This is a genomic window from uncultured Microbacterium sp., from assembly GCF_913776565.1.
Classification (GTDB): domain Bacteria; phylum Actinomycetota; class Actinomycetes; order Actinomycetales; family Microbacteriaceae; genus Microbacterium.
Genome location: NZ_CAJYPF010000263.1, coordinates 1 through 5,496, shown reverse-complemented (window position 1 = coordinate 5,496; position 5,496 = coordinate 1). Strand labels below are relative to the sequence as shown.

At 70.8% G+C, this 5,496-nt stretch carries 6 protein-coding genes; 2 read left to right on the top strand and 4 right to left on the bottom strand.

Annotation, left to right across the window (positions count from 1 at the left end):
• Positions 1-92: 92 nt before the first annotated feature.
• Complete coding sequence (locus QZ433_RS14500) at positions 93-698, top strand: PadR family transcriptional regulator (RefSeq protein WP_295784803.1); 606 nt, start codon at positions 93-95, stop codon at positions 696-698.
• 4 nt (positions 699-702) lie between these two features.
• Here the strand turns inward: QZ433_RS14500 and QZ433_RS14495 are convergent, their stop codons facing one another.
• Positions 703-1,212 (bottom strand): universal stress protein, encoded by a 510-nt coding sequence (locus QZ433_RS14495; RefSeq protein WP_295784800.1) that lies wholly within the window; start codon positions 1,210-1,212, stop codon positions 703-705.
• Positions 1,213-1,372: 160 nt separating this feature from the next.
• On the opposite strand from QZ433_RS14495, the gene QZ433_RS14490 reads away from it, so the two are divergent.
• On the top strand, positions 1,373-1,555 hold the full coding sequence (locus tag QZ433_RS14490; RefSeq protein WP_116537293.1) for a DUF3073 family protein: 183 nt from the start codon (positions 1,373-1,375) through the stop codon (positions 1,553-1,555).
• Positions 1,556-1,703: 148 nt separating this feature from the next.
• On the opposite strand, the gene QZ433_RS14485 is transcribed toward QZ433_RS14490, so the two are convergent.
• The 3 genes from QZ433_RS14485 to purM form a co-directional block, all read right to left on the bottom strand.
• Positions 1,704-2,921, bottom strand: coding sequence for an MFS transporter (locus QZ433_RS14485; protein WP_295784798.1), 1,218 nt, complete (start codon positions 2,919-2,921; stop codon positions 1,704-1,706).
• On the bottom strand, positions 2,918-4,393 hold the full coding sequence (gene purF / locus QZ433_RS14480; protein WP_295784796.1) for an amidophosphoribosyltransferase: 1,476 nt from the start codon (positions 4,391-4,393) through the stop codon (positions 2,918-2,920). The genes QZ433_RS14485 and purF overlap by 4 nt, the downstream gene beginning before the upstream one ends.
• Before the next feature lie 6 nt (positions 4,394-4,399).
• Positions 4,400-5,496, bottom strand: a 1,097-nt coding sequence (gene purM / locus QZ433_RS14475; RefSeq protein ID WP_295784794.1) for a phosphoribosylformylglycinamidine cyclo-ligase, incomplete at its 5' end; no start/stop codon positions are given.

The following is a 5,496-nucleotide window of genomic DNA, read 5'->3' as shown; positions in this document are numbered from 1 at the left end:
CGCGCCAACACAGTCTCGGGCGAGATCACGGTGCTGCGACGCGGCATCTCGGGCCTGCGTCCCGAAGAACTCGCCGGAGAGGAGGAGTGGTGATGAGCCCCGTCTTCTCGCACGGCGATCTGCGTCTGTACATCCTGAGCCTGCTCGACGAGGCCCCGCGCCACGGGTACGACCTCATGCAGGCGCTCACCGAACGCACCGGCGGCACCTACTCGCCGTCGGCGGGCACGATCTACCCCCGCCTCGCCAAGCTCGAAGAAGAGGGCCTGGTCACCAAGACCGTCGACGGCCGCAAGACCGTCTACGAGATCACGGATGCCGGCCGCGCCGAGGTCACCGCACGCTCCGGCGATCTGCAGGGCATCCAGGCGGGTCTGGCCGACAGCGTCCGACTCATCGCCGACGAGGTGCGCGGCAGCGTCCGCGACGCGATGCGGAGCCTGCGCGCCGACCTGGCGGCGGCCTCCCGCGAGGAGCGGGAGCATGCGCAGCCCTCGCCCGTCGACGACGCCCGGTCGCGCAGTCGCGAACAGCTGTCGCGCGCCGATGCCGCGATCACCGAGTTCCGCGGTCGCGTGCGCTCGGAGCTGCGCGCGCACGTGGCACGCGGCGGCGAGCTGCACGAGGCCGGCGTCGACGAGATCGAGGCGGCGTTGCGTCAGGCGTCCGACGCGGTGGAGCGCGCGATGCGCGCGTGAGGCGTCACTCCCACGGCAGCTGATCGTCGGAGCCGACCGGGTCGTCCTGCGGAACGACGAGCACCGGTCGGCGCTGGCGGTGGCTCAGCCGGGCGGCGACCGACCCGGTCAAGAACTCGCGCACGGACTCGCCGATCCCGCGTTTGCGGGTGCCCACGACCAGCAGCGAGGCGCCGGTCTCGTCGGCCAGGCGGATGAGAGCGAGCGCGGGGTCGCCGATCTCCTGCCGCGCGCTCCACGTCACGTCGTGCCCGGCGAGGACCTTCTCGGCCGAGGCGCGGACGTCGTCGAGGGCCGCCTTGGCGGCCGCCCCCGCGATGTCCGCCGTCGTGGAGTGCACGTAACCGTCGGGATCCTCGAACGCGACGAAGCGGGTGGTGTCGACATGGACGACCAGCAGCTCGGCGTGCGCGAGCGCCGCGTAGCGCGCCGCTTCCCGCACGACGCGGGACGATTGTCCGGGCACGACGCCCGCGATCACGGGACCGGCGACGGAACGGGGCTGATCGGTCATGATGCTCCTCTCGCAAGGCGGCCCTCGGGTCGAGGCCGCTCGACGGCTCGGCCGGAATGCGCCGTGATATCCTGGCTGCTACTCTTACCGGCTCGGTCCGGAACCGCAATACGCAGGGCCCCTCGTGTGGCCCTCGACGTCGATCGTGAGGGGGTCTCGCATGGGGCGTGGCCGTCAGAAGGCGAAGAACACCAAGATCGCCCGTGAGCTGAAGTACGACACCTACTCGGTGAACTACTCGGCGCTCGAGCGTGAACTGGGCGCACCCGCAGCGGGGGAAGACGCGTACGTCGACAAGTGGGCCGACCAGTACAGCGACGAATACGAGGACGAGAAGGCCTGACGCCTCCTCTCCGCGTTCCCTTCCGCTGCTGACGCGGCCCAGTGCGTTCGTCGTACCCGCAGGAACACTCGCCGAAGGGCGCCGACTTCCCGTCGGCGCCCTTCGTCCGTGTCTGCGCTGAGCCGTCGCTCGTCCATCCCGGCCCGCGTCACCAGACGCGTCCCGTGCGCCTCTCCCACGCGTCCTCGATGCTCTCGCGCCGCGCCATCACCGCCGCCGCGGGAGCCGCGACGCAGATCACGACTCCGAGGATGATCAATCCCACCGTCCATCCGCCGGTGAGCTCGTGCGTCAGCCCGAGCGTCAGCGGCATGAGTGACGCGAGACCGTATCCCACGCTCTGCACCAGACCGCTGAGGGCGACGGTGGTCTCGTGCGAGCGCGTCCGCAGACCGAACAGCGTCAACGCGAGGGGGAAGAGCAGGGGCGGGATGCCGATCAGCACCACCCACAGCACGGTCGCCGCCGCGGGGGCCAGCAGCAGGCCGCCCACGCCGACGAGTCCGGTGACGACGGCGACGACGTAGAACGGCGTCGTCCGTCCCAGGCGCCCGAGGAGGATGGGAACGATCAGAGACACCGGCAAGCCCATGAACGAGAACAGGGCGAGCAGTCCGCCGGCTTCGGCGGCATCCACTTCGGCGATGTCGATGAGCAGCGGCGGCATCCAGGCGAACATCGCGTACGCCACCGACGAATTGACCGCGAAGGTGGCCACGAGCGCCCACGTCTGCGGCACACGAACGATGCGCGACAGCACCGACGTGCGGGGCTCCTCGACGACATCGGCCCGCGACGCGCGGGCACGCAGGCTGAGCGCGACCCAGGGAACGACCGCGGCGAGCGCCACGCCCGCCCACGTCGCGAACGACCCGCGCCACCCGATCGCGTCCGAGAGCGGCACCGCGACGAGCGGGGGCACGAAGGTCGCGACGGCCATCGTCGTGGAGTAGACCGTCGTCATCAGGCCGATCCGGCTGGGGAAGTACTTCTTCACCACCGTCGGCAGCAGCACGTTGGCCACCCCCACCGCGGCGAAGATCCCCGCCGTGGCGGCCAGCAGCGAGCCGGCGTCGACCGCCGCGGCACGCAGTGCGAGCATCGCCGCGCCCAGGGTCGCCGCGATCAGCACGGTGCGCTCCAGGCCCAGTCGCCGCTCGATCGCCGGGGTGACCATGCCCGAGAGCGCGAAGGCGACCGGTGGCGCCATGCCGATGAGTCCGACGATCGCGGCGGGCACCGCGAAGTCGCGCTCGATGACCGTCAACAGGGGCGACAGCGACGCCACGGCGAGTCGCAGCGTCAGGGCGAGCAGGACGACGGCCGCCGCGGCGAGCGCGACCCGACCCGCCGACGCGCGGGTCAAGACTCCTGGCTGCCCTCGACCCAGGCGAGGTACTCCTCCGACACGGTGCCCGTGACGTAGCGGCCGTCGAAGCAGCTCATGTCGAGGTCGACCAGGTCGGTGCCCTCCATGATCGCGGCCTTCAGATCCTCGACCTCCTGGTAGACCAGGTAGTCGCAGCCGAGTTCCTCGGCGATCTCGGGGATCGTCCGGCCGTGGGCCACCAGTTCGTGACGCGAGGGCATGTTGATGCCGTACACGTGGGGATACCGCACGGGAGGTGCGGCCGAGGCGAACGTGACGCTCTTGGCGCCGGCATCCCGGGCCATCTGGATGATCTCGCGGCTCGTGGTGCCGCGCACGATCGAGTCGTCGACCAGCAGGACGTTCTTGCCCTGGAACTCCGTCGACATCGCGTTGAGCTTCTGGCGGACGCTCTTCTTGCGTACCGCCTGCCCGGGCATGATGAAGGTGCGGCCGACGTAGCGGTTCTTGTAGAAGCCCTCGCGGTACTCGATGCCGAGTTTGCGGGCGACCTGCATCGCGGCGGGGCGTGCGGAGTCGGGAATCGGCATGACCACGTCGATCGCGCCGGCGGGGGTGTACTTGGCGACGGTGTCCGCCAGGCGCTCGCCCATGCGCAGGCGCGTCTCGTACACCGAGACGCCGTTCATGACCGAGTCGGGACGGGCGAGGTAGACGTACTCGAACGAGCACGGCGCGAGCATCGTCTTCTCGGCGCACTGCTGAGCGTGGAGCGTCCCGTCGAGGGTGATGAACACCGCCTCGCCGGGTTCGACGTCGCGCACGACCTCGAAGCCGGCGTTCTCGAGCACGAGCGACTCGGACGCGACGATGTACTCGTCGCGCGGCTCGCCGCCCGGCACCTGGGCGGCGGCGCGCTTGCCCAGGATGAGGGGACGGATGCCGAAGGGATCGCGGAACGCGAGCAGTCCGTAGCCCGCGATCAACGCGATCGAGGCGTAAGAACCCTCGACACGCTCATGCACGCGCGCGACCGCGCGGAACACCTGCGCGGGATCGAGGTCCGGGCCGGTGATCTCGGACTGCAGCTCGGAGCCCAGGATGTTCACCAGCAGCTCGGTGTCGCTGCTGGTGTTGAGGTGACGGCGGTCCTTCGAGAACAGTTCGCTGGTCAGCTCGCGCGTGTTGGTGAGATTGCCGTTGTGCACGAGCACGATGCCGTACGGGGCGTTGACGTAGAAGGGCTGCGCCTCTTCTTCGTTGGATGCCGTGCCCTTGGTCGCGTAGCGGACGTGCCCGAGGCCGATGTCGCCGAGGAGCGCCCGCATGTCGCGCGTGCGGAACGCCTCGCGCACCTGCCCGCGGGCCTTGTGGATGTGGAACACCCCGCTGGACTCGGCGGTCGCCATGCCCGTGGAATCCTGTCCCCGGTGCTGGAGGAGCAGGAGCGCGTCGTAGATCTCTTGGTTGACCGGGCCCTGCCCGGCCATGCCGACGATGCCGCACATGGGGTGTTAGTTCGCTCCGTTCGCCGGGTGACCGGCATCCGCGTAGGTTCCGACCAGTCGCACGGCGCCGCCGTCGACGCCCTTGGCGCCCTGCTCGTACTCGCCCTCGGGGCGCGCGCCGTCGCGCACGACGCCGACCTGCCACGTCGCGATCCCGTCGACCGTGAGCGCGGCGGTCACCGCGTCGGCCACCTCGGGGGCGACGACCGCGAGGAAGCCGATGCCCAGGTTCCAGGTGCCCTCGGTGGCGGTGAGGTCGAGACCGCCCATCTCGGCCAGCACGCGGAACACCGGCGACGGGGTCCACGTCGCGCGGTCGACGTCGACCCACGTCTGCTGCGGCAGCACGCGCGCGAGGTTGGCGGCGATGCCGCCGCCGGTCACGTGGCTGAGGGAGTGGATGCCGCCGCCCACCGCCGCGTCGTCGAGCAGACGCAGCAGCGGCGAGGTGTACAGGCGCGTCGGCTCGAGCAGCGCCTCGCCCCACGTCGAGCCGAGCTCGGCGGAGGCGGAGCCGTAGGCGATGCCCGCTCCGGTGATGATGTGACGCACGAGCGAGTAGCCGTTGGAGTGCAGGCCGCTGGACGCGAGGGCCAGCACGACGTCACCGCTGCGGACCCGGTCGGCGCCGAGCACGCGGTCGGCCTCGACCACGCCGGTGGCCGCTCCCGCGACGTCGTAGTCGTCGACGCCGAGCAGGCCCGGGTGCTCGGCGGTCTCGCCGCCCACCAGCGCGGTTCCCGTGAGGGCGCAGCCGCGCGCGATGCCCGCGACGATGTCGGCGATGCGCTGCGGAACGACCTTGCCGCACGCGATGTAGTCGGTCATGAAGAGGGGGCGCGCACCGACCACGACGATGTCGTCGACGACCATGCCGACGAGGTCCTCGCCGATCGTGTCGTGCTTGTCGATCGCCTGGGCGATCGCGACCTTGGTGCCGACGCCGTCGGTGCTGGTCGCGAGCAGCGGCTTGGCATAGTCGCGCAGGGCCGAGGCGTCGAACAGTCCGGCGAAGCCGCCCACGCCACCGAGCACTTCGGGCCCGTGCGTGCGGCGCACGGCCGACTTCATCAGTTCGACGGCGAGGTCTCCGGCAGCGGTGT

Excerpts from the sequence above, each read along its gene's own strand:
- QZ433_RS14495 (WP_295784800.1), bottom strand. The coding sequence starts at position 1,212 with ATGACCGATCAGCCCCGTTCCGTCGCCGGTCCCGTGATCGCGGGCGTC.
- purF (WP_295784796.1), bottom strand. The coding sequence starts at position 4,393 with ATGTGCGGCATCGTCGGCATGGCCGGGCAGGGCCCGGTCAACCAAGAG.
- QZ433_RS14500 (WP_295784803.1), top strand. The coding sequence starts at position 93 with ATGAGCCCCGTCTTCTCGCACGGCGATCTGCGTCTGTACATCCTGAGC.
- QZ433_RS14490 (WP_116537293.1), top strand. The coding sequence starts at position 1,373 with ATGGGGCGTGGCCGTCAGAAGGCGAAGAACACCAAGATCGCCCGTGAG.